17 protein-coding genes are annotated in these 26,901 nt (G+C 43.8%); 9 read left to right on the plus strand and 8 right to left on the minus strand.

Going from position 1 to position 26,901, the window contains the following annotated elements:
* Positions 1 to 44: 44 nt before the first annotated feature.
* Positions 45 to 1,202, plus strand: a complete 1,158-nt coding sequence (locus tag FE810_RS02250; RefSeq protein WP_138318409.1) for a glycosyltransferase family 4 protein — start codon at positions 45 to 47, stop codon at positions 1,200 to 1,202.
* A 23-nt stretch (positions 1,203 to 1,225) separates the two neighbouring features.
* Here the strand turns inward: FE810_RS02250 and FE810_RS02255 are convergent, their stop codons facing one another.
* Together FE810_RS02255 and FE810_RS02260 are read right to left on the minus strand one after the other, a co-directional pair.
* Positions 1,226 to 1,735: a GNAT family N-acetyltransferase gene (locus FE810_RS02255; RefSeq protein ID WP_138318410.1), complete on the minus strand. Its 510-nt coding sequence runs from the start codon at positions 1,733 to 1,735 to the stop codon at positions 1,226 to 1,228.
* Between the two features lie 51 nt (positions 1,736 to 1,786).
* Entirely contained in the window at positions 1,787 to 3,064 is a 1,278-nt protein-coding gene (locus FE810_RS02260) for a BamA/TamA family outer membrane protein (protein WP_138318411.1), read from the minus strand.
* 171 nt (positions 3,065 to 3,235) lie between these two features.
* Here FE810_RS02260 and FE810_RS02265 point away from each other — a divergent pair, with 171 nt between their 5' ends.
* A complete protein-coding gene (locus tag FE810_RS02265) occupies positions 3,236 to 4,207 on the plus strand; it encodes an aldose epimerase family protein (protein WP_138318412.1) in 972 nt (323 codons plus the stop codon).
* Between the two features lie 93 nt (positions 4,208 to 4,300).
* On the opposite strand, the gene FE810_RS02270 is transcribed toward FE810_RS02265, so the two are convergent.
* The gene (locus FE810_RS02270) at positions 4,301 to 7,579 is read right to left on the minus strand and encodes an efflux RND transporter permease subunit (RefSeq protein ID WP_138318413.1); all 3,279 of its coding nucleotides are present in this window, start codon (positions 7,577 to 7,579) and stop codon (positions 4,301 to 4,303) included.
* Position 7,580: 1 nt separating this feature from the next.
* Positions 7,581 to 8,693, minus strand: coding sequence for an efflux RND transporter periplasmic adaptor subunit (locus FE810_RS02275; RefSeq protein WP_171022212.1), 1,113 nt, complete (start codon positions 8,691 to 8,693; stop codon positions 7,581 to 7,583).
* 323 nt (positions 8,694 to 9,016) lie between these two features.
* Between FE810_RS02275 and hutI the strand changes: the two genes are divergently transcribed.
* Entirely contained in the window at positions 9,017 to 10,285 is a 1,269-nt protein-coding gene (gene hutI / locus FE810_RS02280; RefSeq protein WP_138318415.1) for an imidazolonepropionase, read from the plus strand.
* Between the two features lie 2 nt (positions 10,286 to 10,287).
* On the opposite strand, the gene FE810_RS02285 is transcribed toward hutI, so the two are convergent.
* The gene (locus FE810_RS02285) at positions 10,288 to 10,683 is read right to left on the minus strand and encodes a VOC family protein (RefSeq protein WP_138318416.1); all 396 of its coding nucleotides are present in this window, start codon (positions 10,681 to 10,683) and stop codon (positions 10,288 to 10,290) included.
* Positions 10,684 to 10,811: 128 nt separating this feature from the next.
* Here FE810_RS02285 and FE810_RS02290 point away from each other — a divergent pair, with 128 nt between their 5' ends.
* On the plus strand, positions 10,812 to 11,072 hold the full coding sequence (locus FE810_RS02290) for a DUF3081 family protein (protein ID WP_171022214.1): 261 nt from the start codon (positions 10,812 to 10,814) through the stop codon (positions 11,070 to 11,072).
* A 512-nt stretch (positions 11,073 to 11,584) separates the two neighbouring features.
* The gene (locus tag FE810_RS02295; RefSeq protein ID WP_246036862.1) at positions 11,585 to 12,505 is read left to right on the plus strand and encodes an SMP-30/gluconolactonase/LRE family protein; all 921 of its coding nucleotides are present in this window, start codon (positions 11,585 to 11,587) and stop codon (positions 12,503 to 12,505) included.
* A gap of 25 nt (positions 12,506 to 12,530) precedes the next feature.
* Here the strand turns inward: FE810_RS02295 and FE810_RS02300 are convergent, their stop codons facing one another.
* Positions 12,531 to 14,057 (minus strand): tryptophan halogenase family protein, encoded by a 1,527-nt coding sequence (locus FE810_RS02300; protein WP_138318418.1) that lies wholly within the window; start codon positions 14,055 to 14,057, stop codon positions 12,531 to 12,533.
* Positions 14,058 to 14,716: 659 nt separating this feature from the next.
* Here FE810_RS02300 and FE810_RS02305 point away from each other — a divergent pair.
* From FE810_RS02305 to FE810_RS02315, 3 genes are all read left to right on the plus strand, one after another.
* Positions 14,717 to 17,743: a TonB-dependent receptor gene (locus tag FE810_RS02305; protein WP_246036864.1), complete on the plus strand. Its 3,027-nt coding sequence runs from the start codon at positions 14,717 to 14,719 to the stop codon at positions 17,741 to 17,743.
* Between the two features lie 132 nt (positions 17,744 to 17,875).
* Positions 17,876 to 19,387, plus strand: coding sequence for a tryptophan halogenase family protein (locus FE810_RS02310; RefSeq protein ID WP_138318419.1), 1,512 nt, complete (start codon positions 17,876 to 17,878; stop codon positions 19,385 to 19,387).
* Between the two features lie 16 nt (positions 19,388 to 19,403).
* On the plus strand, positions 19,404 to 20,927 hold the full coding sequence (locus tag FE810_RS02315) for a tryptophan halogenase family protein (RefSeq protein WP_138318420.1): 1,524 nt from the start codon (positions 19,404 to 19,406) through the stop codon (positions 20,925 to 20,927).
* A 78-nt stretch (positions 20,928 to 21,005) separates the two neighbouring features.
* Here the strand turns inward: FE810_RS02315 and FE810_RS02320 are convergent, their stop codons facing one another.
* Positions 21,006 to 23,681, minus strand: a complete 2,676-nt coding sequence (locus FE810_RS02320; protein ID WP_171022215.1) for a beta-N-acetylhexosaminidase — start codon at positions 23,679 to 23,681, stop codon at positions 21,006 to 21,008.
* 724 nt (positions 23,682 to 24,405) lie between these two features.
* Between FE810_RS02320 and FE810_RS02325 the strand changes: the two genes are divergently transcribed.
* Positions 24,406 to 25,125, plus strand: a complete 720-nt coding sequence (locus FE810_RS02325) for a helix-turn-helix transcriptional regulator (RefSeq protein ID WP_138318422.1) — start codon at positions 24,406 to 24,408, stop codon at positions 25,123 to 25,125.
* Here FE810_RS02325 and FE810_RS02330 read toward each other — a convergent pair.
* Positions 25,118 to 26,851, minus strand: coding sequence for a sugar phosphorylase (locus tag FE810_RS02330; protein ID WP_138318423.1), 1,734 nt, complete (start codon positions 26,849 to 26,851; stop codon positions 25,118 to 25,120). The two genes, FE810_RS02325 and FE810_RS02330, sit on opposite strands and share 8 nt — an antisense overlap.
* Between the last annotated feature and the right edge of the window lie 50 nt (positions 26,852 to 26,901).

Below are 26,901 nucleotides of genomic sequence, written 5' to 3' on the forward strand. Positions count from 1 at the left end.
TTATTTTTATTCTATAGTCAGGTATTGATGAAAAGGGATTTTCTATGCGCCAAAATAAAGTTGTTGTATCACTCTACAATACGCCCAGTGGCCGGTTTAGTTGGTGGGACTTGATTTCCGTTGGTTTGACAAAGGTACTCGCAAAACAGCAAATCGATCACATTCATTTCTATAGTACATACACTGAAAATTCTGTTTATCGCCAAAAAGAGAGAAATATTGCAACAGCCTCGGATCTCAATTGCCGTCAGTGGTTGACGCAAAATATCGAACCAATCATTCAACAATATGACAAGGTAATAATTCACACGCATTGTTATTATCCACCAACAAAACTGCACATTCTCCTCAACAAATATTCGCATGTACGCTGGTGCTGTACTGAACATCGGATTGGCTCTTCATCGACTTCTTTTTTCAAGCGCAGCATCAAGGGAATGTTAAGAACCTTCAATTATTTACCCAAACATATTATTGCCGTATCAAAAGCTGGCTTTGTACGTAACAACAAACTGTTTGGCAAAAACAACCAACATTTGGTGATTAATGGCATTGATTTAAAACGATTTACGCCACAAATGATGCCAACACTTGAGACGGTAAAAACCGGAATATATGTTGGTAGAATTGACAGTAAAAAGGGCGTTTGGATGCTACTGGACGCGGTTTCGTTATTGGTTCATAAGGTTGGTCGTCAAGACTTTCGCCTTAAGATTGTCGGTGGGAACAATTGTGAAGTCGCATTACTTAAAGATTACATCAAAGTTAAGAGCATCGAATCGTACATCGAGGTTCTAGGTTATCAACCTCGGCCTGAGATCGAGGTGAAAAGATCCCACTTTGTTGTGATCCCGACTCTGATTGAAGAGGCCTTGTCTTTGGCTGCGATTGAAGCGCGTCGTATTGGTCGAGCCGTTGTTTATTCCGAGAAAGGTGGATTGCCAGAGACTATGGTGCCCTTTAAAACCGGGATTAAAATAAAGGAGTTAACCGCGGCGGGAATTTGTGATTCACTTGTGATGATGCTCGATAGCCCATTAAGCTCGCAAGGTATCTCTAAAGGGCTGAGCCATGACTTGGCACAATTTAGCGATCAGCGGATGTTTAACGAGTATCAGGAATTACTTGGGCAGATTTTCGAGACAATCCCATTCGGGGTTGAAGTCGAAGAAGGGGAACGAGAGGGCACGGCGAGTTTTTAAAAATCGATTTTTTGTTATGGCTGTTAGATACGTTTCATCATTAACACATCTCGCTGTTTGTCGCTGCCAAGCCAAAATGTCGTACTGCCGCATTGTTGAAAGCCAAAATCCAGATAAAATCGAATGGCTCTCGGATTGTGTTCCCATACCCCGAGCCAGACACCATCACAAGTTAACGTTCTTGCGATTTTGTGCATTTCATTAAATAAACGTTTACCAACCCCCGTACCTAAGAATGCCTTAGCAACGTATATTCTATCGAGATGTAAGGGGTTACCCAGTGGGCAGTGAGCAAAGGTACTTCCAGGTCGCAGTTGCATAAAACCTGCCAATGAGTCGTTTTTAACCGCCAGTAACGTCATGATATCGGGGTTGGCAATTTCCATCGTTTGTTGGTTTTTGCCGTAATTTTTCGCGCAGTACGTATCCATATCTTTGGCGGTATTAAACTCTGAAAAGGTGTCGCGAAACGATTGCTCCATAAGTTTGGATAAAGCCCATGCATCGGCAGGGGTGGCATTTCTAATTTGCATTGTCAGGTGAAAGTCAGGGTATTTACAACAGTTTAACGGTTGCTGCGATTTTCAGAAAGGCTGATTAATGATCAGGCGTAATTGTCCATCTTCGCTGGACTTAGCATAATCTATGCGAGCGATAACCCCCTCAATGTTCATCCGAATACCACCACCAAAACTAAACTTCATATCTTCATGCAATTCACTTAAGTTAAATTCATCGGATATTTGTCCTGCATCGACAAACAGCACCCATTGCCACCAGGGTAAGCGATAATTTTCAATGATAGGTAACTGGGGAAGTGGATGCCAGGCCGGAATCGCTCGAAACTCCAGACTATAACTCATGGCCGCACGACCATAAAAGCGATTGGTGTCATAACCTCTCAGGCTATCCCAACCACCAAGCGTAACACCATCAAAATTTGGCGGGCGTCGATATTCACCATTGCGCTTGTGATTCCAGCTTGGCGTATCGGCAATTAATGCATTAAATGCGATCGTTTGCTGCTGGAAAAATTTACTTTTACCGAGAGAGAGAAATTGACTATATTCACCTTCGATTTGGCTATATCCAGCGCGCCTGGAATCGCCAAAATCCTCAATGTACCGAGTCCGTACCTGAAATCCTTGCGATGGCATAGTTGTGGAGTTGCGATTATCGTAATTTATCTCTAATTCGATGCCGGCACTGATATCGGTTACCTGGGCATCGGTTGCTCGTTGGTCGTCGTATTTTAAATAGCGCCGAAATGGCATAAATGTCAGGGTGGTAAAACCGCTTTGCCCGGGAAGCCAATCTTCAATATCATGCAGCTCTTCTGGAGATGAAGGTTGGCGTAACGTTGCGACCGAGCCTTTTTTACCGGCGCCAATGGGAAGTACGTAATCGAATGTGATCCGAGAAAAGCCCTGACGAGCACTAAGAAGTTGCCGCTCTGGTTGATTGAAACTGGGGTCATCAATGTCATTCACGAATCGATAAAACCCCTGGGTGTAGTGAGCGCGCATGATATCCGCACTGATCATCCACTGCGTTGATGAAAACGGCTGATAGTTATAAGCACCACCATAGATGGCCCAGGAATCATTCTTACTGTAAAAGCCGCCAGAAAATAAGGTCGCCTGAGGTTGCCAGGCATGTTTTACGACGCCCGCAGCACCAACGGTGGTTTGCAGCATTTCCGTATGAAAGGCAAAGGGAAGTCCCTTGAACTCGGGTTTATCCAAAGGCTTTTCGGATGCGTCTTCGGTAATCGTCGGCTCAATAAATTTCTTGCCCTGGCATGGCATGCTCAGCAATATGGCGAGAAAGAAGACTCTTTTAAGCAATGTCGTGAATGACAATTTATCGTCCTAAAGTCGTAACAACAATTTTATGGTAATGACTAAACTATAGGGCAAATGCTTTAGTTCATTATGCAACTATCGATAATTATTGAATATTTACCAAATCGATAAAACGTTATATCCTCCACAACTCTTTGACAAAATCTGATAATTCATGGGAGTGAATCAATGAGCGACATTTTAAAAGCAATCAGGTTAACCAATGGTAATGGTATGGAAGTTACCTTGCTTAATTACGGCGCTCGTATTGCATCGATTCAATTTAACGGCCAGGAAATGCTGGTGACCTATGACGATATCAATGGCTTTTTAGACGATGATTTATACCTTGGAGCGACGTGTGGGCGAGTCTGCAATCGCATCAGTGACGGGCGCTTCTGTGTTGATGGCAAATCTTATCAGTTGGCACAGAATAATGGCGGCAATTGCCTGCATGGTGGCATCGACAATTTTTCCTACCGATATTGGACCGTAGAAGAAGATAGTGTCACCGAGCAGAGCGTTACCATGACATTGCACTCTGCAGATGGTGATCAAGGTTTTCCGGGGGATCTTAGGGTGACGGTGACGTATCGATTAACCGGTGATAATCAGTTGCATATTGATTTTAACGGGCAAAGCGACCAAGCAACACCGATTAACCTGACCAACCATGCCTATTTCAATCTTGGGGCCACAAGTGGTCAATCTTTGCAATTGCAACTGATGTCCAGCATGCGTTTAAATCGCAACGATAAAGAAATGCCCGATGGCAGTTTTCATAATATATCGGGCACCGATTATAACTTCCGTGAATTGACCTTAGTGGGGCAACGACAACAGCAAACCCAGGATCCAGAATTGCTGGCGATGGGAGGCTTTGATCATTGTTTTATTCTCGATAATTCGCCATTTAATGAAGCCAAAGCACGGTTGGTTGCAAAGCAGCAAGGCATAGAAATGCGCCTGTATACAGACCAGAGTGCCATTCAATTTTATACCGGAAAATATCTCGATGGACAGTTTCAGTCGTATGAGGGACTCTGTTTGGAAGCACAAAACTACACCGATGCAGTAAATCAACCGCATTTCCCAAACAGCATCCTACGCCCCGGCCAAACCTACCAACACACGACGGTATACGAGTTTAGGACGCTTTAATCGCGCGAGCTGTGGTAATTACCAATATGCACCGGCGAATCGACTATAAACTTGGAATCGGCTCAGAAACAGCATTTCGCCCCACATAGATGATTATGGGGTAATTTGGTGCGATTGGCGTTTGTTGTGCCAGTTCTGTTGAACATGAAATACTAATGACAGCAGTGCAGGCAGTACCAGAAGCGTGACCAGGCTTGAAAAAAGCAAGCCAAACAATACGATAACCCCCAGCCCGCGATAAAGCTCAGTACCTTCGCCTGGAATAAATACCAGAGGAGACAGACCAAAAATTGTTGTCACGGTCGACATCATCACCGGACGCAAGCGCACTTTCAAAGCCTCTAAGATGGCCTCTTTTATGGTCAGCGAATGTTGTTTGATATTGGCGATGGATCGCTCAACAATTAAAATTGGGTTATTCACCACGGTTCCGATTAAGACCAAAAACCCTAACATGGTGATGACATCAAAAGGTTGATGATAGGCGCTTAAGCCAAAGGTCGGCAGCAGTGCCCCTAAGCCATTAAACAATCCCAGACCAATAATACCACCACTGATCCCAATCGGTACGGTTGTCATGATCAGTAACGGATATCCCCAATTGGAAAATACCGCCACCATCAACAGATAGGCAATAACGATGGCGAGTAAAAAATTGCCGGTCATGGCTTCTCGGGTTTTTGCCAATTCGCTGGCCGCACCGCTAATGGTATGCGTAATATTCTCCTGCGCCAGAGTCTCAGACATCGGTGCTAATAATTCATTTTCAACAACGTTGAGTGCTTGTTCTAAAGCCATATTGCGTGGTGGAATAATTTGTAATGTTACCGTGCGCATGCCGTCTACCCGACTGATGGTGGCGGTATCTACGGTTTCTCGAAGACTAATTAATGCCGATAACGGAACTTGCTGGCCATTTGGGCCATAAAACATTAAGTGCTCCAGTTCTTTTGGGCTATTAACCGTACCTTTTTTGGCAAATAACAGCATATCGATTTTTTCATCGTCGATATAAAACTCATCCACAAAAGCGCCGTCAGAATAGGCCCAGATGCTATACCCCAAATCCGTCTGGGAAATACCAAGCTCGGCGGCACGTTGCCAATCGGGAACGACTTCCACCATCGGCTGGGACATGCTCAGGGTAGGAGGGGAAGGATCCGCGTTGAGTTGTGCACCAACGATTAAGGTTTCAGCGCTGGCCATTAATTGCAAGGCTCGGTTATATAGAATTACAAGATTTCGCCCTTTTAATTCCACATTCAAACTTCGTGTTCCCCCTTGGTTACCACTAAAAATTGAGCCTCGGGTGGCAAATGAACGCATTCCGGGAATGGCGTCAAACCGTTCACTGACCGCTTCAATTAATTGCGGGGTATCGTGGCGACTAATGGGTTCTGTAACAAAGCGCATACTGCCCGGCGACATTGTGGCGATATGCATCGCAAGTGGCGGGACCGGGGTTTTAAATGCGTTACTGCTTTCAAGGTTAGCCTCTTGATTTTCGTCTGTCATAGCTCCTGGCTTAACCAAAGCCTGACGTTGTTCATCGTTGAGCCAGGCAACCTTAGAGCGATCTACTTTTTCGGTAAAGTCACCGTCTAATTGTCGCCACAGCTCTTTCATGGTTTCCATGTTGTAGCCGGGCGGTGCCAACAATCGGGCAAACACTTTTGCCTCTTCCCCTTCCGGAAGGTATTCCGCATCGGGGACGAGTGTAAACAGCGTAAATAGAGTGATGAACAGGGTCAAAAGCACGGCACTCACTTGTCGACTGGTACGCTCGAGTATCCACTGACCAAAGCTAAGGATACGATTGGCCATCGCTTCACCCCAGTGAGTGGTGATATGCAATGCTTTATCTAGCTTACCTTTATGTTCTGCGATTTCCCGGACATTCAAAATACGTTGGCTGGCAACTGGGATTAACGTAATCGCCACCAGCATCGACATCAAAATCGATGCAGAGATGGCAATGGCAATATCGGAGTACAGTTGTCCTGCTTCCTGTTTTAAAAACACAATCGGGAGGAATACCATCACAGTGGTCAGGGTTGAGGCCAATATCGCTGGCCAAACTTCTCGAATGCCATCAACCGCTGCATCCATTCGCGATTTACCCATGGCCACGTGCCGGGTAATGTTTTCCAGTGCCACGATGGCATTATCCAGCGTCATGCCAATAGCAAAGGCTACGCCGGCAAGGGATACTACATTGATACTGCGACCGGAAAAAGACAGCCCTAAAAATGCCGCAAGAATACATATCGGAATACCCAATGCGCCAATTAAGGTCGCACTCAGTGAACGTAAAAATAACAACAGAACCAAGGTGGCTAGCACAGTGCCAATTAACAGGTTTTGGATGACGGTTTTAGCGGAATTTTCGACATATCGCACATCTTCGGAATTTAGCGACATGACCAGGCCTTGATCGGCAAGTAAGGTTTTATTTAACTGCGCAACCTGATCAAGTACTCGTTGTTTCAAAGAGATAACATTGGCATCTACCTGACGAGAAATGGATATGCCCATGGTTTGCTGACCAATGGTGGTTCGGAATGTACGCATTTCTTCATGGCTCATTTGTGCCAGACCAATATCTTTTAAGCGTACATAGTGACCGTTCTGCTCACTGATGATTAGATTGTTGAGATCGTCTAAATCGGTAAACTTTCCCAGAGTCCGGATCAGGTAGCGACGCTTACCAAAATCCATATCTCCGCCGGAAACATCGCGATTTCGGGTGCGAATGGCATTGCGCACATCGGCTACCGTTAAACCCCGGGCCGAGAGCTCGGCGGGCGTTAAACGGATATGAATTTGTTTTTGCGCGCCACCGGATACATTGGCTCTGGCGATCCCAGGGATCCGCTCTAATCGGGTTTTGACATTGTCTTCAATCCAATCTTGTTGGTGGGTGATATTGCGCTCGTCTTTACCGCGAAACTGTATCGAAAAATACATAAAGGAGTTACCGGAAAATGAGCTGGCGATGACCGCCGGTTCGTCGACATTTTCTGGGTAAGAGGGTACCTGCGATAACGCATTATTGACGAGGATCAGTGCTTCATTGATAGCCATGCCAAAAGGAAACTCCAGTTCCACGCTGGCTCTGCCAAAAGACGCTGCGCTGACCATCCGCTCCAGGCCATTAATGTTTTTTAAATATTCCTCTTGTTCAAGTAGGATTTCGGTTTCAATATCTTGTGGTGTGGCGCCAGGCCAGCGGGTTTCTACTGTAATAATGCGCGGGTCAAGATCTGGGATCATTTGAATGGGAACACGAAACGCCGCTGCGAGGCCAAAAAGGCAAATAATGAGAATGGCGACCAGTAAAACGATTGGCTTTTTAAGGACAGTATCGATCATGTTATTGATCCTGGTCTTTACTTGATTGCCTCACCTGAGGAATGACCGTATCGCCATCACGCAGCGATTCATTTCCATAAATCACAATTTGATCACCGGCTTTTAGCTGCGGACTGTTCACCGATATGCCTTGTCCTTGTTGAACACCGGTGACGACAGCGACGGATTGCGCGGCATGGCTTTGGCCGTTTTTCACAATTTTATAGACTAAGATTCGACCGTCAGGTTTGCGTACCAGGGCATCTTTAGGCAGAAACAATGTATGCTCACCCTGATTGGAGTCAATAAGAAATCGGCTTCTTACATTCATACCTGGTAACCACTGCCCAGATGCGTTTTCCAGACGCAGTCGCACTAAAAAGCTGCGCAACGCCTGATCCGCTTGTGGCACAATTCTATCGATTCCGGTGGTCATTGGCGCAAGGGAATGATTATTGCTATCGACGAGTACTTGGGTTTGTTTATTGATAGTTGCGTAATAACGACTAGGTACCTGGATTTGCACATAGATTGGGTCAAGTTGGGTTAAAGTGAACACCTGCGTGTCGGAACCGACAGCTTCACCAACCTCGGTAAGTTTGGCGGTAATTATGCCATTAAAAGGCGCTTTTAATGTATGTCGGGAAAGCGTTTCTTCAGCTAGGTTTAACTGGGCTTCAATTTGTTTCAGCTGCGAACCGCTGGCTTGTTGCTCAGCGATGCGGGTTAAATATTCGGAGTTTGAAATATTGTGATCTTTTCTTAATTGTTCTCCTTCGGTAGCGAGTCGGTTTGCTTCATTGAGCCGAACGTTGGCTTCATTTTGTAGCGCCTTTATCTGCCGCACATTGGTTTGCGCCACGATTGAATCCAGGGTCAACAGCGGCTGGCCTTTTTTTACTTGATCACCAATATCGACATGCATTTTCTCAACGTAACCGGAAACTTTCACCGATAATCGCGATTCTTTGAAAGGCACAAGGTTACCAAATATTGGTACTTGGGCCTGGAAGGACTTTTCTTCAACTTCCGCCACTAATACTTTCTTTCCCTGCTCTTCAGCTTGGATGTAAGTACAGGTCAGTATCAAGGACGTCAATATAATAAGTGTTTTTGGTGCTTTGAAAGTTAGCATGCTGTTGGTTTTATTAAACTTTGTTAATCCTATAGGTAACGATAACCCAAAAATCCTGACGAAACCAAAACTCTTGATGAAATCAAAAAACTCCATTAAATGATGGTAGAGTTTTAAAATCGCGCAACTGAAATTCACAACTAATTCAAACGAGAAGCGTGATTCCAAACCACACGGGGCTTTGTAATTTTGGTTCTGCATCTCAAAAACATCATGTCGCGCCATTTTTAACAGCAGATCACAATTTTTTACGACCTCAGGTATAATTAGCGGCAATTGTTTATTCGGCTCCACGTAGAGCGTTACCCATTGGAAATGTATTTATGTCCGCATCCACTAATTCTCTTTCTTCGCATTCTCCCCAATCTTGGCAGTCCGTTTTTATCAACGCCAATATCGCCACCATGAATGATGGGGCTAAATCTTACGGTGCGATGGAAAATGCTGCTCTTGCCGTCAGTGATGGTAAAATCGCCTGGATTGGTGCAATGCAAGATCTCGTTGAGTTAAATCTGGCTGATTTTCCCAAGCTCTCGGTAATTGATGTCTCTGGGCAATGGTTGCTACCAGGTTTGGTGGATTGTCATACGCATATTGTTTATGGCGGTCATCGAGCCAATGAATTTGAATTGCGTTTACAAGGTGCGAGCTATGAAGAAGTGGCGAAAGCCGGCGGTGGTATTGTGTCAACCGTAAAGGCAACCCGAGCCGCTAGTGAGGAGCAACTATTTAACTCTGCATTACCGCGACTTAACGCGCTGCAATCGGAAGGCGTAACGACCATTGAAATAAAATCCGGTTATGGATTGGACACCGAAACTGAACTCAAAATGTTAACCGTTGCCAAACGCCTTGGTGAGCAACCCGGTATAGAGGTTCGTAAAACGTTTTTAGGGGCCCATGCGCTACCCGTGGAATACGCCGATAACGCCGATGGTTATATCGATTTGGTGTGTAATGAGATGCTACCTGCCGTTGCCGCTGATAATCTGGCCGATGCCGTTGATGTATTCTGTGAAGGTATCGGATTTGATATTAAACAGACTGAACGGGTATTTCAGGCCGCAAAACAGCACAAAATCGCCATTAAAGTTCACGCTGAACAGTTATCGGATCTCGGTGGTACAGCGTTAGCGGCAAAATATCAGGCATTGTCGAGTGATCATCTTGAATACTTGTCAGAAGAGAGTATTAAAGCGATGCAACAAGCGGATATGGCGGCGGTATTATTGCCCGGTGCTTTCTATTTCTTACGAGAAACCAAGTTACCGCCAATCGACAGGTTGCGAGAACATGGTGTGGCCATCGCGCTGGCAACCGATGCGAATCCTGGTTCTTCCCCGATCCACTCGATTCAACTGATGCTGAATATGGCTTGTACGTTATTCCGGTTAACACCGACAGAAGCGATAGCCGGCGTAACCTGCCATGGTGCCAAAGCATTGGGGCTTGCAGATAACGTGGGTTCGTTAGAAGTTGGCAAGCAGGCAGACATTGCCGTGTTTAATGTCGAGCAGGTTGCCCAGCTTTGTTATCAGTATGGTGTCAATCCATTGGCCTCGGTATACAAAGCCGGTGTGAAAATCGTTTAATGTTACTGCGCTGTCGGTTCCAGCAAGTCCCATAAATTTCCATATAAATCAGAAAAAATTGCCACCGTGCCATACACCTCGTGGCGCGGTGCTTCGTTAAACGCAACTCCCGCAGCCTGCATTTCCTGATAGTCTCGGTTGAAATTATCGGTCTGTAAGATCATTAGCACACCATCCCCGGCTTGTTTCCCCACCGCTTGTTGCTGGGCTGGGGTCTCTGCGAAGGTTAATGCCAGCGCGAACTCTTTAGCACCCTTGGGTTGTAATTGTACCCAACGTTTACCATCGCCTAAGTCAAAGTCACTAATTAACGTAAACCCCAGTCGGTTGGTAAAAAAAACGATGGTCTCGTCATAATCATGAACCAGATAAGACAGGTTGCGGATAGTTTGTGTCATTGATGTTCCTAAATTTTGGCTATCGCGGGGATGGTTTTCATAAAGCTTAACCGATAGAGCAATCCTTTACCTTGGTAATCACGTATGTTTATCGATAGGATGGTTGAAACTGACAGTGGAGAATGGCTGTGCAAGAAGCGATTGATATTAAACAGGCCCTTCGGGTATGCAATAAAATTATGAGTCATGGGCAGCGATTGGAGCGAGGCCACAAACTTGGCGATTTAACCGTGGAAAGTGACTACGATGGATACACGTTAACCTTGTCGGATCATGCGGTAACATTGCAGATTTTCTTTCACAATAAACACCAGCTTGATTGTAAGCGCGTAATCGAATTGGATGCGTTTTTGCAGAAAGTGGAAAAACTCGATAAAAAATCCCTTTAGCGAAAAACCATTGCACTTGAGAACTTACCGGTCAAGGTATAAGACCACAACAGGTATTCAGGGCATGATGTCTAGGTATGATTGTCTTCAGAATGATTTATCAAGCCTTACTTTAATCGCGTTGTAGTCAGAATAGAAAAATAGTTAAGTTCATTTCCACCTTTAAGAAACATGATAAAGTCTCGGTGATATATGCGGTATTCATTTCGCTGGAGGCTATTGGTTGCCGGTAGCATCGTTACTTTGACGATACTTTGCGTCTCAATATAATGTTTATTGATCGCCGCATCAGATTAGCTACGGATTCGGTCGATTTTAAAATATAGTTGTTTTGTTTCGCAAACTTTCCGCTAATATGAGTTCGAAAGCCTGGTTTAACATCAGGGTTTGATTCAACAATCTTAGCGCTTAAACCTGCTTTGATGAGTATATCGTTTGGTTTACTTGTCTTTTCATCTGAATGGTGGGCATTTTAGGTGGCAGGTTAATATGGATTCACGTAGGAGTGATTTATGGCAATAAATTCTGCGCGCAAGGCAGCAAATATCAGAAATATGTTCTCAATTAAGGTTGTTTGTTTAGCTTTAGTCTCTTTTACGGCTGTCTCTTTTGAAGTGGTTGTAACCGAATCGACAGATTGGACCGAGGCGGGTGAATTTACCACGGGTATAGAAGGTCCAGCCGTTAACAAGGCCGGTGAACTATTTGCGGTAAACTATCAATCTCAAGGTACCATTGGTCGAGTAACTGGTAAGAATGAAATTGAAAAATACCTCGACTTACCTGACGGGTCTGTTGGCAATGGCATACGTTTTGACCAAGCGGGAAACATGTACATCGCAGACTATGTTAACCACAATATTCTCAAAGTAGCCCAAGGTTCCAAAGAGATTGACGTCTACGCACACTCATCGGAAATGAATCAACCCAATGACATTGCCATCATGGAAAATGGTATATTATTTGCCAGCGATCCGAACTGGGCTGAGAATACCGGAAACCTATGGCGTATCGATCTAAACGGAGATGTCGTATTGCTTGAGTCTGGCATGGGGACAACCAATGGTATTGAAGTGAGTCCCGATAACGAACGGCTTTATGTTAATGAAAGCATACAAAGAAAAATTTGGGTTTACGATTTATCGCCTGAAGGAGAGATAAGCAACAAAAGGTTATTCGTATCGTTTGATGACTTTGGCCTTGATGGTATGCGCACAGACAATAAAGGAAATCTATACATTGCTCGCTATGGCGCTGGGTTCGTTTTAGCTTTCGATCCTTCAGGAAAGTTGATTCACAAAATTCAACTAAAAGGTGATTTTCCTACAAATGTCGCTTTTGGTGGGAAAGACGGTAAACAGGTATTTGTTACCATGCAAAAGCGTGGCTCTATTGAAACGTTCCAAAATAATATTCCGGGCAGAAATTATTGATTTTTTAAATTGAGATGTCTTGTCTTTAAGGCATCTCAGATTTGCAATGTTTATCGATGAAGGATTGATGCGACAGTACCTGTAATGCTGCATTGTCCAAAGAGTCTTTCATTTTTTGTAAATTCGTTGTGATCATATCCAATGCCGGTAAATTGGCTCTTGGATCGTAGCGCTTGGGCACGATACCAAATGCGTCATACATAGTTAACCAGCTTGCCGGCTCAAACGACTCATTCTCGTGACTGATGATATGCCCTCGACTCTTAAAAAGGTCGATTTTATGAGACAGGGTCTCAGGGATTTCCATCGATTGACAGTCTCGCCAAAATTCAGAATCCGTTCTTTTGGACAGCTTATAGTGAAGAATCAAAAAGTCGCGAACATGCTCGACTTCGCTATTATGTAAACGGTTAACTTCAGCGATATCAGCCGGATCGAATGACATATCAGGAAAGAACGTCAGTAACTTGGCGATGGCGCTTTGGATAAGGGAGATACTGGTAGATTCAAGTGGCTCTAAAAAGCCACTCGATAACCCGATGGCTATACAGTTCTTATTCCATATTTGCTTTCTGCGTCCTGGATGAAAGCTAAAGTGCCGTGGTCGGTTGATTGTTTCACCTTCAATACTGGTTAGCAGTCTAGACTCGGCACTACTGTCACTTTCATATTTACTGCTATAGATATAGCCGTTTCCGACTCGGTGTTGTAAAGGTATACGCCATTGCCAACCATTCTCATGAGCAATAGAACGTGTAAATGGTGTAGGTTCGTCGGTTGAGCGGGTTTGAATTGCTACGGCCCGGTCGCAGAATAACCATTGTTGCCAGCTCTCGTAACCTGTTTGCAACGCTTCTTCTATCAATAATCCTTTAAAGCCCGAACAATCGACAAATAAGTCACCAGCAATGGTTTCGCCATTCTCTAATTCGAGCGATTCAATAAAACCATCAGAAGTTCTTAAGTTAACCTTTGATACTTTGGCATCGATATGTTGAACACCTAATTTTAGCGAGAACGTTTTTAAGTAGTTCGCATATAAACCTGCGTCAAAATGATAGGCATAAGAATAATTGGCGATTGGGGTTGAAGGATTTGGATGAGGCTGAGCAAATTTGCCATGCTTTGCTAAGACATTGGCAAAACAATAATTCTGTAGTTTAAGATTAAAACCTTCCGTATTTGCCCGATTGATATAGTGATGAAAATCAACATTATCAATTTTCATCCCATAATCAGCAAAAGGATGGAAAAACTCAGATCCTGGTGTGCTCCAGTTCTCAAATTGAATCCCCAGCTTGAATGAAGCCTGAGTAGACTTGATAAAATCAATCTCATTAATCCCTAATCGATTATTGAAATCGATAATATTCGGGATTGTTGCCTCGCCGACACCCACGGTACCGATTTCAGACGATTCAATAACCAAGATTTTTGCTGAACGACCTTGGAAGTATTTCGCCAGGCTTGCAGCTGTCATCCAGCCGGCGGTACCGCCGCCAACGATTACAACCTGTTTAACTTCCTGTGAAGAGCTTTTAATTTGAGACATTTAGTTGTTATTTTATGTGCTTTTAGCACAGGATAAGCGGATAAAAACGAATGTCAATTCAAAACCATTAGCACCGAAAATAAACGTTAGTTCTATACCTTATTTTTTTGTCTGGTCGTATTAAATTGATTTAAAAGTCATGTTGACAGAACGTTAATTAGGCAATAGCATGGACGTTCAAGGTTGTGAATTGCTATTGTTGAAAGCGCCCGTTTAGTCTTGTCAGCGACTGATTGGTGAGAGAGGTACAACTAGCTTGTGAGCATCTGAGTAATGGTTGAGCTGAGTGAATGCATAATTTCAATCAAGTCATAATCATACGGATAACGATGATAAAGTTTTAACCTGAAGCGAAAAAGGCTTATATATGGCCTCTAGCGAGACGTGTTTTGCAGAGATTTTTCAAGACGGTTTCTTGATTCATGTTGACAATGGATTGAACAAGGTTAGTCATGTTTTTCTGTAGATGTGATTTATCACTCAATTAACTAAACAGTGTGGAAGTAATCCGAGTTTTAAATCGGTTGTTAAAGAACACTATTTTTTAGGGGGGGAGTACTATGATTTTCCTTATTTTAGTACTCAAATTGACAGCGCTGTCAATTTTCAGCGTGTTTATTGAACGTAACTCATCGATATGGAGATGAGGGAGACATAAAATGAAACATAATAATATGAATAAATGTTCATTAGCAGTAAAGTTAGCACTGGTTGCAAGTTTAGGCGGGGGATATTCCACCGTTGCGCTCGCACAGGACGCTAATGTTACTGATGAGAGCGAAATAGAAGTTATTGAAGTAAGCGGTATTCGCGGTAGTACTAAAGCAAGTATTAACCAGAAGCGTTTTGCAGACTCCCAGGTTGACGGCATCGCAGCTGAAGACATTGGTAAGCTACCAGATGTTACCATTACCGATTCATTACAACGTATCACTGGTGTTCAGATCGAACGTGTCGCTGGTGAAGGTGGTGTGATTCAAATTCGCGGTCTTCCTCAGGTTGATACCACACTAAATGGTGAAAGTTTTCTAAGTGCGACCACCATTGATACCTCAGGTGCCGATTTAGGTGACTTACCAGCACAATTATTCTCAGGTGTTGATGTATACAAATCAGCAACCGCAAGCAATACCGCTCAAGGTATTGCAGGTTCCATCGATTTGAAAACCCGTCGTCCGTTTGATCTGGACGAAGGCTTTACCTTTGCTGGCGGCGCGGAAGTTACTTACGGCTCTATCAGTGAAGAAGCCGATCCTACGATTCACGGCTTAGTGAACTACAATTCCGGAAATTACGGTTTTTTACTTCAGGCAGTAGCGACTGATGTTACCCTGGCAACTGACTATAACGGTTATAACGATACGTCGGAAAATGGTGGTCTAGGTTGGACCAACAATAACCATACATGGGGCGGTACGCCTTTGGATGGTTCCGAAGATTATCATGTTATCCCGCACGGTTTTACGGCGTTTAATAAAACTGAAGAACGCGAGCGTAATGCTTTGCATTTAAGCTTCCAGGCAGAATTAGGTGAAGGTTTCACATTAACTGCGGAACACATGTATACCGAGCAAGAGCGTTTCAATGCCCGTCGTGGTTTTAACCACAACAGTCGCTGGCAGACGTTTGCGGGTTACGCCTATGCAGACGGTTTTACTGGTGATGAGTTTACCGATGGTGCTGGCAATAACTGGGTTGGTGTAGATGGTTATCAAGCGCTTCCATATCGTTTACAGTCTTTTACTCAGGTAAACGTGAATGAAGAAGTATCCAACAACTTTAACCTTGAGCTTGATTACGATAACGGCGGTGCATTAACCGGTGGTATTCGTTTTACATCTGCACATGCAACAGCCTCAATGCGTCATGCATACGGTGAAGGCGATATCTTAAGCATTGATGAAGGTACGCTAGTCACTGGTCCTGGTGGCTTCTTGCCGGCACAGTATTGTAACAATGGTGAAGAAATCGTTGGTGATAACGGTGGATGTTACGGTCAGTACTCTCAGGGTATCCAGGATTCCGAATTTTTAATTGGTTGGGACGCATCTGGTGAGCACCCTCACTTTAGCGGTTTTGATCAAATGGTTGATGGCGGTAAAGGCGTAAGATCTGTTGGCGATTACATGGCAGATCTGGATTCTTATCATATTGGTGCTTTTTCTTCGGAAGGTAACACCGATGACAAAGGTAAGATACAGACGTTTAGTACTGCCTGGAACTACGCCTTTGACGATGGCATTTTAACCAGTGTTGATTTTGGTGTACGTTACAGCAAGCGCACCGTGGATCATGATCAGTTTACTTACACGTCAGAATTTGGCGACGGTTGTGATATTGCTCAATGGAAAGCGGTTGACCAAACGTATATCGGTGCTGCAGAAGGTGACCCTTGTTATCAAGTATCTGGTACCGGTGAAAATATCGGCGGTGTTTGGACGCCATATACCTTGTTACCACCAACGCGTTTAGATCAACACACCACAGTGTCTTATCAAACTGACTTTGGTGGCGTAACGGGTATTCCGGGTGTTTGGTCTATCGACCCATCTAACTTCCGTGATCCGCGTCAATGGCATTTAGATACCTTTGGTAATGTTCAGCGTACCGAAAATGGTGGCCGTACTTATGATGTAGGTTTAGATGAGCTTAGCTACTATCTACAAGCGAACTTCGAGTGGGAAGCATTGTCCGGTAACGTTGGCGTAAAAGTGATTGAAACTGACTTGTACGTTAAACAAAACCTGGTAGGCCCTAACTTACCTCATTCTGGCTTAGGCCCGGATATCGGCGATAGCGTTACGGAAAGAGATTATTCTGACGTATTACCATCTGTGAATTTAGCGTACGGTGTTACTGACGACATTATTGTTCGTGCCGCGTATTCTGAAAACATGCAGCCACTTAACCTTGCCCAGTGGGGTGACGGTAAGTCGGTAGGTTTAGTATTCGATGATGAATGTAACTGTATGCGTGTGGTTAACGGTACATTAAACGGTAACCCTGAGCTTGATCCATGGCGTTCAACTAACTGGTCATTATCCGGTGAGTGGTACATTGGCGAAGCGTCAATGGCGTTCCTTTCAACCTATAAAATTGAAATTGAAAGCTTTACACAAGCCGATACTATTATGGTTGATGAGCCAGATTCTGATGGTGTAAGACGTGGTCCTTGGCCTTTCACTGCTAATGTTCAAGGTGAAGGTGGCGATGTTTCCGGTTATGAAGTTGGTGCTCGCTTAGCGTTAAGTGACTTCTTAGGTGATAGCGGCTTCTTCTCGTCGTTCGGTTTTGATGCAAACTACACGTATAGTGATAGTTCTCAACAGGCCAAAGATGTATTTGGTAAAGATTTACCATTCGTTGGTATGTCAAAAGATACTTACAACCTTGTCGGTTGGTATGAAAACGATAGCTTTTCAGCGCGTATTGCCTGGAACTCTCGTAGTCCTCGTTTGATTACTCCAGGTAACGCTGGAACGGGCGGTCAGTCATTGTATCAGGATGACTACTCACAGGTAGATGTAAGCGTTAACTATGACTTTAACGAAAACATCAGCGTTTACGTGAATGGCTCGAACATTACCGAAGAATACCAACAAACTTACGTAGAATTCCCAGGCCAGAAAGCCTTCCAGAATGTTTACGAAGCGCGTTGGAGCGTAGGTACTCGCGTTCAGTTTTAATCAAACCTAGTGTTTTGAAATGTAAAACCGTTACCTGATTTTTAGGTAGCGGTTTTTTTACCGTAACTTTTTCATTCACATTTTGAACGTAAGAAGTTAGGGTAAAAATATAGTTTCAGATTGCGGTATGTTATGGTTTCTATAACAAAAAAAATAAACTCAATTCTTATTGTTGGTGGCGGTACTTCTGGCTGGATGACGGCGGCGGCACTTAGTCATCATTTTCAAAAATCTAATGTTTCCATTACCTTGGTTGAATCCAGCCAACTTGGCACCATAGGAGTAGGCGAAGCCACGATCCCGACATTGCGCCGTTTTTATCAAAAACTAGGCCTGACGGATTTGGATGTATTAAAGGCGACCAGTGCTACCTGTAAACTCGGTATTGAGTTTAAAGACTGGTACAAGCCAGGTTCCTCGTTTATCCATCCATTTGGCTTGTTCGGACAAGGCACTCAACAGGTTGATTTTCATCATTATTGGCTGCGCGCTAAACAACATGGTGATAGCTCCGAATTAGCCGACTATTCTCTGGGTGTTAGTCTAGCCCAGCAAAATAAATTTAAGCTTCCCGCTCAAAAACCGAAAAGTCAGTTGGAAGTCTTTGATTGGGCGCTACATTTTGATGCCGCCAAATTTGCCGAGTTAATGCGAGATTATGCCCAAAATCATGGCGTTAAATTAATTGACGATAAAATCATTGACGTTGATTTAAATTCTGTAGGCGAAATAGACTCGGTTACTTTGGAAAGCAAGGGCCATATTTCCGCCGATCTCTTTATTGATTGCTCTGGTTTTAAAGGGTTACTTATCAATCAAACGCTGAAAACTGAGTATATTGACTGGAGTCAGTGGCTCGTTTGTGATCGCGCCGTTGCCGTACAATCCAAATCGGTATCGGAACCATTAGCACGAACTGTAGCGCAGGCTCATGGCGCCGGTTGGCAATGGAAAATACCCTTGCAGCACCGAACCGGAAATGGTCATGTCTATTCGAGTCAATACATTTCTGAGGATGAAGCAACCACAATACTACTCGAAAATGTTGAAGGAGAGTTGCTACAGGATCCTAGGCATTTTTCATTTGTTCCGGGAAGAAGGGAGAAAGCCTGGAATAAAAATTGTATCGCCGTAGGGCTATCTTCCGGCTTTCTAGAGCCATTAGAAAGTACCAGTATCGCCCTGGTAGAAACGGCTATCGAAAAAATAATTCTGTCATTGCCAAAACCGGAATACTCCAATAAAGAAGTCGCACGCTTTAATGAGGTGACTGCGTTAGAATATGAACGAGTAAGGGATTTCATCATTCTGCACTACAAAGCCACCCAGCGAGATGATTCTCCAATGTGGCGTTATTGTCAAAACATGGCGATTCCAAAGACTCTGGAAGAAAAATACTCTCGATATAAAGAGTGTGGTGACATTCTTCGTTACCCATGGGATATCTTTGGCAAAGATAGTTGGCTAGCCATTTTTTCAGGTTTTCATATATTCCCTAATACGTACAATTCGCAAGCGGAAAATATGCCGTTAGAATATTTGCAGCAAAACCTTAGCTATATGAAAAAACGGGTAGCTGAGCAAATGGAATCGGCTGAAAGTCACACCGAATTTCTTCGGGTTAATTGCAAAATAGATATTTAAAGTCAGGTAGTTATAAATGAACGTTACCGAAAACCCAATAAAAAAATTTGTGATTGTCGGCGGAGGCACGGCGGGTTGGATTGCTGCCGCTACCTTGAGTAAATCGTTACAAGGGTCTGATACTGAAATTGAATTGGTTGAATCCGATGAAATCGGCATTATTGGTGTTGGTGAAGCGACGATTCCCCCACTTCTAGCCATCCTGGAAAGCTTAAACATTGATTTGGCTGAATTTATCAAAGCAACACAATCAACATTTAAATGGGGCATAAAGTTTGAAGACTGGAACCGGCTAGGGGAGTCGTACTTCCACCCATTTGGAACGCTAGGACGACCTATTGATGGTAATGATTTTTATCAGTGTTGGCTTAAGTCGCGAGCGCAGGGAGATAATACACCGCTTATGGCGCATTCGCCAGAAGCGGTATTGTCAGAACATGGCAAATTTTTCCTGCCGTTTGAAGCTCGCAACACACCATTGCAGGCCGCTCAATATGCGCTGCATTTAGATTCAGGCCTGGTTGGTAAGTATTTACGCACCTATGCCGAATCGCTCGGTGTTAAACGCACCGAAGGGATGATTGAGTGTGTGCAGCAACACCCGGATGGCGCGATAAAAAGTGTTGAACTGAAAAATGGCAAACAAATTGGTGGTGACTTTTTTATAGACTGCTCAGGTTTCAGAGGGTTATTGATAGGGCAAACCTTAGGCAATGGGTATGAAGATTGGTCCGAGTACTTACCGTGTGACAGAGCCGTTACCCTGCAAACCAAAGGCGCTGATGAGATCACCCCGTATACCATCGCCAAGGCGCAAAAAGCAGGGTGGACGTGGCGCATTCCGTTGCAACATCGAACAGGTAATGGTTATGTGTATTGCAGTAAACACATCAGTGATGAGGAAGCGACAGAAACACTGTTAAACCATGTTGAAGGCGAGATATTAACAGAACCTAAGGTGATACCTTTCACCACCGGCATTCGTGATAAAGCCTGGGACAAAAACTGTCTTGCACTAGGTTTAGCGCAAGGCTTTCTCGAACCATTAGAGTCAACTGCAATCCACTTGGTGTCGAAAACCATGGCATTTTTTCTGAGAATGTTACCGGACAATATGCCTAATCAAGTATTAATCAATGAATTCAATCGTCGTGTTAAAGCCGATTATGAAGAAATCCGCGATTTTCTGGTGCTCCATTATTGCCTGACAGAGCGCGATGATTCTCCATTCTGGCAATATTGCAAAGATATGCCGATCCCGGCATCGCTGCAACAGAAAATCGATTTCTTTAACGTCGCAGGTGGTCTGATCCCGGGAACTGAAGTTTTATTCCAGGCAACCAGTTGGTATGCCGTTTTTGATGGTATGGGGGTTGTGCCATCACGTTACAATCCGGTGCTTGATGCCATTGATTATCCGAAATTAAAAATGAGTATGGATAAGGGCAAGCAGGCGATTGTGAACATAGTGCAAAAACAACCGACTCACCGCGCGTTTATCGAACAATACTGTCCGGCCAAGGATATGCCACCTGGATAGCAGTCGTTAGTTTTTATATACAATAACAAAGCCCATTATTATGGGCTTTGTTCGTTAAAGTCTCTGGGGCGATTGATATTAATTGGCGTTAATGGTTCGACCTTTTCGTTTGCCAATTGGTGCACGCGTTCGTACGGCGATTTCGGCGTTATCCAAAACCTTGATGGCATCGGTATATTCCTGCCATGAGCCCTGATTGACCTTGTATTCAATTATCAGGCCGGGGAAAATGACATTCGTTTTTAACATACCGTTTTCAATAACAGCGCCAGGTGTCGGCAACCGGTATGCGATGTTGGCATGTTCAAGTTTCTTTAACTCTTTTTGGCCAACGATATTGGCAAATCGATTCCAGTCCTGTTCCTGTTGTTTTTGCAAATCAGGCGTAAAAACGCCACTGTTTTCATCGTATAAAGCGCCTTCATGATTGTATGGAATTTCCCAATCCGGCTTGTGCCATGCACGCTCTGCTAGCGCCAGCAATCGTGGAAAAACCTGATATTCAGCCTGATCATCGGAACGAATGGTTTCACTCCAGATTTGCCCTTGAATGCCGACAAATCCTTTGCCTTTAGCAAGGGGTTTATGGATGACCTTTCCGTCTTCATCTTTTTGCAATCTATCATCAATGGCAAATCGTTTACCGTCAGGTCCTACCCAGAGTTCAGCAAGAACAGGCAGATTATCTGGCATAAACTGAAATAGCTTTTTGGTGCTGATATGCCTTGATGCCCAGCTATACCCAGCTTCTTTGGGATCTGCTTCATGGGGAAAGTCGAAATACAATGCATCTGGCGTTGAAAGTACAACATCCCAGCCTTGATTAACCTGTTTAATGGTCTCAGGAAGTTCTCCCCAACTTAATACGCCCCATGAGTTTGATTGAACATTTTCTGGCATCTTATCGGCATGAGTGTGGCCCATACCATCACTCCAACCCGCCGGTTTTATCCCTTTGTCTGCCAGGTAATGTGAAACTCGTTCAATAAAGTACGCGCCAAGTTGGTCAATGCTGGTTACGCCATAAGGATTATCATCCACAAAACTTAAGCAGGCAGGAGAGTCTTTCCAGGCTCCTGCGGTTTCGTCAGCGCCAATATGATAAATTTCAAGCGGATGATCAGCCTGCTGATGCAACGACTGTACTTCATCGATGACTTTTTCAAAAAAGGCATAGGACGATTCTATACAAGCATTAATGGTATTGTCGTTGTAAAATTGAATACTTTCATAAACGGTGTCGTCATTTGGGTCTATTAGTCGGTAGCGTTCAGCTTCTTCCTTGTTCCCTTTTTTCATATAGTTATGATACCGGGCTTCCATCGATTTAATGACGGCACGTGAATGCCCTGGCATGTCAAATGAAGGTATCACTTCTATGTGGCGCGCACTTGCAGCTTTTAGGATCTCAATATAATCATCAATGGTGTAGTAACCATCAAGATCGGTATTGCCGCTTGGGCCACTGCCTAATTGTGGAATCAGACAAGTTTGCTCTGTCAGGTCATGACAGCGCTTTGAACCTATGTCTGTTAATTCTGGAAGGTCTTTTATTTCGAGACGCCATCCCTCATCATCCCCTAAATGCAGGTGTAGCTTGTTGAGTTTGTATGCGGCCATTTGATCAAGCAAATCCAGAATAAAGTCTTTGCTATGGAAGTTGCGTGCAACATCAACATGCATACCTCTAAACTCGTACCTTGGCTCATCTTTAATGCTCAGCACAGGAATATGGGTATCACCCAATTGCAATAACGCGGAAATTGAATAGAGTGCGTATGCAGCACCTGCGGCATCATAACTGAAAATTTCAATGCCGTTGTTTTTGATATTAAGCTGATATGTTCCTGCGGGCTTATTTTCTCGTGGTTGTTTTTTGAATATAGTGACAGGAACGCCTTGAGTCGTTTCTGTTATACCGAAACTTGCTAATCGCTCTAACGCCGCAGAAATATGTGTTTTTTCAATATTCTCGAGAGAAATATTGATGCCACTGACTAAATCTAAGGTGTCCTCTGAGTTACGGCTTACGTGTAATGGATTTGGAATTATGCCAGTTGCGACCGGAGTGCTGTCTAATGCGCTGGATTGATATTTAACATAAAGGTGACTACTCGTTGCTAATACGGTCTCGTCTTCAGACCCACGCCCGAAAGTTGCACTATAGTCTGTCAACTCGCCGGTAAATGGTCTGGTTTCAAGTCCCGTTTCTGGATCCGTTGTGGTTTTGGTACTCGCAATCACTCGCGCTTGCAGGTTATCCGCGGCGAGGTACATATTTGGCATGTATTCGGCTTCAGTGATATGAAAGTTTCGTGAAATAAATTCGATAGAATATTTAGTGTCTGCACTTAACCCTTTATAGTCTTTACCGGGAAGGATTCTGTGTAAATCGCCATTAACATGCTCGACGATAAACTCACCATCAATTGGATATTTTAATGGGTCAACCTGACTAAAGTACAATTGCCAATTGTCACTCTCAATATCAATTGGACTTACTAATTCCACTCTAACTTCGTAGCACCCACCCTCTCCAGAAGGTTTTACATTTACGACCTGACAATCGTTAGATTTATTGGCAAGTATCGACATCTTAACGTCGAGTTCACTCGCGAAACGATTTAACGTTGATTGAGTTAACTTCGCAGGCGATGCGGGTAATTCATTGCGAGGTTTTTCGGATGTGTCATTTGGACTACACCCGGATAAAGCAAGAATAATTACAAATACAAAAATGCCATGTTGGCTCATAATTCGTCCTATATCACATTCAATCATCACATTACCTTTTGCTTAATCAAAGCTGTGGCAAAACGTATGATTGATGTGTTGGTTTTGGTATATCTATTGGCTTAATCGCGTCAAAATTATTTCATCACTCTAAACAATGCACTGACTAAGCAGAAACGTTTGCCATGATATTGCCGTCTATGAAGATACGCTTTCATTCAATGCTGATATTAACGTATTTGATTATGATATTTATAGAGATTTTCATCATAATAAATTTGGATTAGTTTAATCGCGAAAGCAATCAAAAGCGAATTGTGTGAGTGAACCCTTGTGGCAAAAAATTATCCCCGGTAAAACCTCATCTTGGCGCTATAGGCTCTACCGAGCTTAAATCTTGAGTCGTTATCGCCGCTATCAGGCGGGGGATGAAAGATGTTATTGCGTAAGGCTCGGCTGCCAGAGATGGAATGACTCTTATTTCCTGCCGGTACCCATATTTTTATCAACTCGAAAGTGAGTTGGTTGAATGTTGGTGATGGTAAACCTTAGTTCGGGGAAGATTATCAACGCAGTGAATATTGGTCAGAAAACTTGATAGTTGCTGATAAACAGATACTGAACCGTTGTTTTTCACTGTTTGTCAGGAGACTGTCGGGCTTTTGTCGGGAAAATATCGTGGCCTTGTCCTCTGGCAAACGGTATATTTATTTCTTCTTTCTGTCACAGTTAAATCTGGTCGCGTATGAATAACAATAAAATCAGTGAACTGCGCCGCCAACGTGGTTGGTCTCAGGAAAAGCTGGCGACAATATCGGGCTTAAGTGAGCGAACCATTCAAAGGGTTGAAAAAGAGGGGCGCTTTTCCCTGTCTACTAAAGCGGCATTAGCCAATGCTTTTGGGGTTGAAGTCAATGAACTGGAAAGCTCTGTTGAAGCTGAATCCATTCAATCATCTCAAGCTTCGAAGTCGTCTAAATGCAGTGAGTCAATCAGCTACAGCTATGACTGGGGTGGAGCATTCGGCTTATTGATACTTGGGTTATGTATCCCGGCGATCATTTTATTGACCGGTACCCATGGTAAGTGGGAGCTTGCAAGTTTTGGCCTGGTAATAGGCCTAACGCTTACCATGGCAGTAATGAATCATGGCATCAAAGCCATCTATCGATTGTTCGATAACACTTCGTGGATTGTCCGTTATCCAAGTTATGTCAAAGACATTGATACTTTGATAGCACAGGGAAAGATGGTTAATCGCACCGCGTATGGCATCGGCGCAATTGTATCGCTGGTGAGCGCCATTACACTGGCGATTCACAACCCACAAGTTTTCTCCCAAATGAGTCAAGGACTGGCACTATCCTTAAAACCTTTGATTTATGCAATCCTGTTTGTTGAATTCTGGTTTCGCCCCTATGTACGTAAGATGGAAAAAATTCAGAAGCTTCAAGAGGCTAGTTAGAAATCCAAACCGTTTGATAGGGGGCTAAACTGATGCAGTCCCTTACATTGGTAAAGTCTTGTGCGGTAATCAAATCGCGCCATTCGTCCAGATCAATCAAATTAAGATCCGCCAGTGACAGTTCCTGAGGCTCGCAGGTGACGTTGGAAATACAAAATATACTTTGCTGTCGATCCAGACTTTGGCGCCAGAAACCAAATAGCTGAACCCCTAAATGCAGGGTAAACTGAGTGGCATTAGGGTGGAATGCTTTTTGCTGTTTACGCAGCTTGATTAATGCGGTCATTTCGTCAAATACCTGAGCATGGTGGCTAAAGGAATTGCCTAAATGGCTCTGCAGATTCGGATAATCCCATTTATGACGATTGATGCAGCGGTTTTGATTGCTTAAATTAACCCGTTCAATATCATTTTGCGTGCCAACAAAGCTATGAATGTATATCGCTGGGATCCCTTCAATACCAAGCATTATCGTGTGAGCACAAATAAAGCGTTGTTTTTGTAGGCCATCTAAGCCATCAACGGTGCCTGACATGGCATCAAACAGGCTGATATTGATTTCATAGGGTTGGTTGCGTCCACCTTTAAGGGCGCGCCAGGAAACACGCCCACCAAAACTAACCATAGTATTGATGAGCAGGTCAGTTTCTTCTTCACTTAACATACCTTCGACCGGACGCAGACCAATGCCATCGTGGGAGGCAATAAAGTTAAAATAGGCAGTGCCATTTTGTGCCGGCGGTAACGACATCAGCCAGGTTTTTAAATGGGTGCAATCACCATTAACTAACGTATTGATTAACAATGGTGGTAACGAAAAGTTGTAGATGGCGTGGGCTTCATTGGCATTGCCAAAATACATTAAATTTTGTCGGTTGGGGATATTGGTTTCGGTAATAATGACCGCTTGCGGATTTTTATGTTCTACCAACAATCGCATTAAGCGCACAACTTCGTGGGTTTGTGGCAGGTTGATACACGTTGTTCCCGCTTCTTTCCATAAAAATGCGACGGCATCAAAACGGAAAATCGTTATCCCTTGTTCAAGATAAAAACTAAGAATACTGATGAATTCATTCAGAACGACAGGGTTACGAAAATCAAAATCCACCTGATCATGACTGAATGTACACCAGATATATTTGTTGCCATCACTGGTGACCACTTCTTTGAGCAAATCATGGGTTCGCGGGCGCACGACCATGGATGTATCTTCTGCCGGAGAGGCTTCAAAGAAAAAATCCTTGCCCGGGTGCTTACCCTGTTTGAAGTTCTCAAACCAACCACTTCGTGCAGAGCAATGGTTAATCACGACATCAGCCATCACTTTGACATCTTGGCTGATTTCCCGAATATCGCGCCAATCTCCCAATCCTTCGTTGACCTGGTAATAATCAATCACCGCAAAACCATCGTCAGAGCTATAAGGATAAAAAGGTAAGATATGAACCGCGCTGACGACGTCATTGAGATAGTTTTTTACAAAGTGGTTGAGGTTTTTCAGTGGTTTGTAATCAGGGCCTTTGCTTTCATCGAGTAAGGTGTCGCCATAGGTAATGAGATATATGTCACTTTCGTCCCACAAGTTTGTAAATGGCGCAGGAGAATGAGTATCGTCTGGGATCCCCATGGTGCGGATCAATTGTTGTGCCAGAAAGTTACTATCTTCTTTAGGATAAATTACGCTTAAATGCGCTTCGACCCGTTGTAAGAGTTCTGAGGACATTGTTGGTGAGACTCCTGATGCTGTACATTTGTCGATAATATGTCAGGTTT

This window comes from Thalassotalea litorea, from assembly GCF_005843925.1.
GTDB classification, from domain to species: Bacteria; Pseudomonadota; Gammaproteobacteria; order Enterobacterales; family Alteromonadaceae; genus Thalassotalea_A; species Thalassotalea_A litorea_A.

Excerpts from the sequence above, each read along its gene's own strand:
- FE810_RS02305 (WP_246036864.1), top strand. The coding sequence starts at position 14,717 with ATGAAACATAATAATATGAATAAATGTTCATTAGCAGTAAAGTTAGCA.
- FE810_RS02300 (WP_138318418.1), bottom strand. The coding sequence starts at position 14,057 with ATGTCTCAAATTAAAAGCTCTTCACAGGAAGTTAAACAGGTTGTAATC.
- FE810_RS02285 (WP_138318416.1), bottom strand. The coding sequence starts at position 10,683 with ATGACACAAACTATCCGCAACCTGTCTTATCTGGTTCATGATTATGAC.
- FE810_RS02315 (WP_138318420.1), top strand. The coding sequence starts at position 19,404 with ATGAACGTTACCGAAAACCCAATAAAAAAATTTGTGATTGTCGGCGGA.
- FE810_RS02265 (WP_138318412.1), top strand. The coding sequence starts at position 3,236 with ATGAGCGACATTTTAAAAGCAATCAGGTTAACCAATGGTAATGGTATG.
- FE810_RS02330 (WP_138318423.1), bottom strand. The coding sequence starts at position 26,851 with ATGTCCTCAGAACTCTTACAACGGGTCGAAGCGCATTTAAGCGTAATT.
- FE810_RS02320 (WP_171022215.1), bottom strand. The coding sequence starts at position 23,681 with ATGAGCCAACATGGCATTTTTGTATTTGTAATTATTCTTGCTTTATCC.
- FE810_RS02270 (WP_138318413.1), bottom strand. The coding sequence starts at position 7,579 with ATGATCGATACTGTCCTTAAAAAGCCAATCGTTTTACTGGTCGCCATT.
- hutI (WP_138318415.1), top strand. The coding sequence starts at position 9,017 with ATGTCCGCATCCACTAATTCTCTTTCTTCGCATTCTCCCCAATCTTGG.
- FE810_RS02255 (WP_138318410.1), bottom strand. The coding sequence starts at position 1,735 with ATGCAAATTAGAAATGCCACCCCTGCCGATGCATGGGCTTTATCCAAA.
- FE810_RS02275 (WP_171022212.1), bottom strand. The coding sequence starts at position 8,693 with ATGCTAACTTTCAAAGCACCAAAAACACTTATTATATTGACGTCCTTG.
- FE810_RS02325 (WP_138318422.1), top strand. The coding sequence starts at position 24,406 with ATGAATAACAATAAAATCAGTGAACTGCGCCGCCAACGTGGTTGGTCT.
- FE810_RS02295 (WP_246036862.1), top strand. The coding sequence starts at position 11,585 with ATGGCAATAAATTCTGCGCGCAAGGCAGCAAATATCAGAAATATGTTC.
- FE810_RS02310 (WP_138318419.1), top strand. The coding sequence starts at position 17,876 with ATGGTTTCTATAACAAAAAAAATAAACTCAATTCTTATTGTTGGTGGC.
- FE810_RS02250 (WP_138318409.1), top strand. The coding sequence starts at position 45 with ATGCGCCAAAATAAAGTTGTTGTATCACTCTACAATACGCCCAGTGGC.